Origin of the sequence: Streptosporangium subroseum, from assembly GCF_900188345.1 — a bacterium.
Lineage (GTDB): Bacteria > Actinomycetota > Actinomycetes > Streptosporangiales > Streptosporangiaceae > Streptosporangium > Streptosporangium subroseum.
In genome coordinates this window covers 1-1,956 of the sequence record NZ_FZOD01000156.1, presented here as the reverse complement: position 1 = coordinate 1,956, position 1,956 = coordinate 1, and the positions used below count along the sequence as shown (strand labels likewise).

The window sequence follows — 1,956 nt, the reverse complement described above, 5'->3', positions numbered from 1 at the left end:
GATGGTGGAGCCGGGTAGGGCGTTCAAGGAGTTGGGTTTTGACTCGCTGACCGCGGTGGAGTTGCGCAACCGGCTGCGGGCCGCGACCGGGCTGGTGCTGCCGGCGACCCTGGCGTTCGACTACCCCAGCGCCGAGCGGCTCGCCCGGTTCGTCCTGGCCGAGGTCGGCGATACGGAGGCGGCCTCTCCCGTTGGTTCGGCGCCCGTGGTCGCGACGGACGACGACCCGATCGTCATCGTCGGGATGGGCGTACGGCTACCCGGCGGGGTGGAGACACCCGAGGCGTTCTGGGACCTGCTGGCCGCCGGCGGGGACGGGATCGGGGAGTTCCCGACCGATCGAGGTTGGGATCTTGACCGGCTTTACCACCCGGACCCCGATCACCCCGGGACGTTCTATGCCCGTGAGGGTGGCTTCCTGTACGGCGCGGGTGACTTTGACGCGGGGTTGTTCGGGATTTCGCCGCGTGAGGCGTTGGCGATGGATCCGCAGCAGCGGTTGTTGCTGGAGACCTCCTGGGAGGCGTTCGAGGCGGCCGGGGTCAGCCCGCTCGGTCTACAGGGCGAGCCGGTCGGAGTGTTCGTGGGCGCCGCGTTCATGGGATACGGCACCGGGCCGATCGAGACCGGGGAAGGGCTGGAAGGGCACCTGCTGACCGGAACGGCGTCGTCAGTGATCTCCGGCCGAATCTCCTACACGTTCGGGCTCGAAGGTCCGGCGGTGACGGTGGACACGGCATGCTCGTCGTCGCTGGTGGCACTGCACCTGGCCGCACAGGCGTTGCGGTCGGGCGAGTGCTCGATGGCCCTGGTCGGCGGCGTCACGGTGATGCCGACTCCGGATATCTTCGTGGAGTTCTCCCGGCAGCGGGGTCTCGCCCCCGACGGCCGGTGCAAGTCCTTCGGAGAGGGCGCGGACGGCACCGGCTGGTCCGAAGGCGCGGGCATGCTGCTGGTGGAGCGGTTGTCGTCGGCGCGGGCGGCGGGGCGTTCGGTGCTCGCGGTGGTGCGGGGCACGGCGGTGAATCAGGATGGTGCGTCGAATGGGTTGACGGCACCGAATGGTCCGTCGCAGCAGCGGGTGATTCGGACCGCGCTGGCCAATGCGGGTCTGTCCCCGGCTGATGTGGATGCGGTGGAGGCGCACGGCACCGGCACCACGCTGGGTGATCCGATCGAGGCGCAGGCGTTGCTGGCCACCTACGGCCAGGACAGGGAGACGCCGCTGTGGCTCGGCTCGGTGAAGTCGAATATCGGCCACACCCAGGCCGCCGCCGGCGCGGTCGGCATCGCGAAGATGGTGCTGGCCATGCGGCACGGTCTGCTGCCCGCGACGCTGCACGCGGAACAGGCCTCATCGCACGTGGACTGGGCCTCCGGCGCGATCGAACTGCTCACCCAGGCGCAGCCGTGGGAGACCGACGGCCGGCCGCGTCGGGCGGGCGTGTCCGCCTTTGGCGTCAGTGGCACGAACGCGCATGTGATCTTGGAGGAGGCTCCGGCTGCGGAGCCGGCCCCGGTACCGACTGCGCACCTGCCGGTGGTGCCGGTGTTGGTCTCCGGGGCGAGTGAGGCGGCGCTGCGGGCGCAGGCGGAGCGGCTGCGCGGGGCGGTCACGGAGGTGCTCGCCGTCGCCGCGACAGAGCAGGGCTCCGGAATGGCAGCGGAGCTGCTGGCTCTGGCGGCGGCGGCCGCTCGGCGCCCGATGTTGGCGCATCGGGCGGTGGTGCTCGCGGGCAATGCCGGGGCACTGACCGTCGGTCTTGACGCGATCGCATCCGGCACCGGTGGTTTGTCCGGGACCGTGGATGCCGGCCGGGTGGCGTTCTTGTTCTCCGGTCAGGGGTCGCAGCGGGTGGCAATGGGCCGGGGTCTGTATGAGACGTTCCCGGTGTTCGCGGATGCGTTCGATCAGGTGGCGTTGCATGTGGAGGCGCATCTGGATCGGCCGCTGGC

At 70.7% G+C, this 1,956-nt stretch carries 1 protein-coding gene; it reads left to right on the top strand.

Translation table 11 applies throughout. The annotated features are described in order from the left end of the window. Positions 1-31: 31 nt before the first annotated feature. On the top strand, positions 32-1,956 hold a 1,925-nt coding region (locus tag CHC08_RS47760), incomplete at its 3' end, for a type I polyketide synthase (protein WP_275937261.1).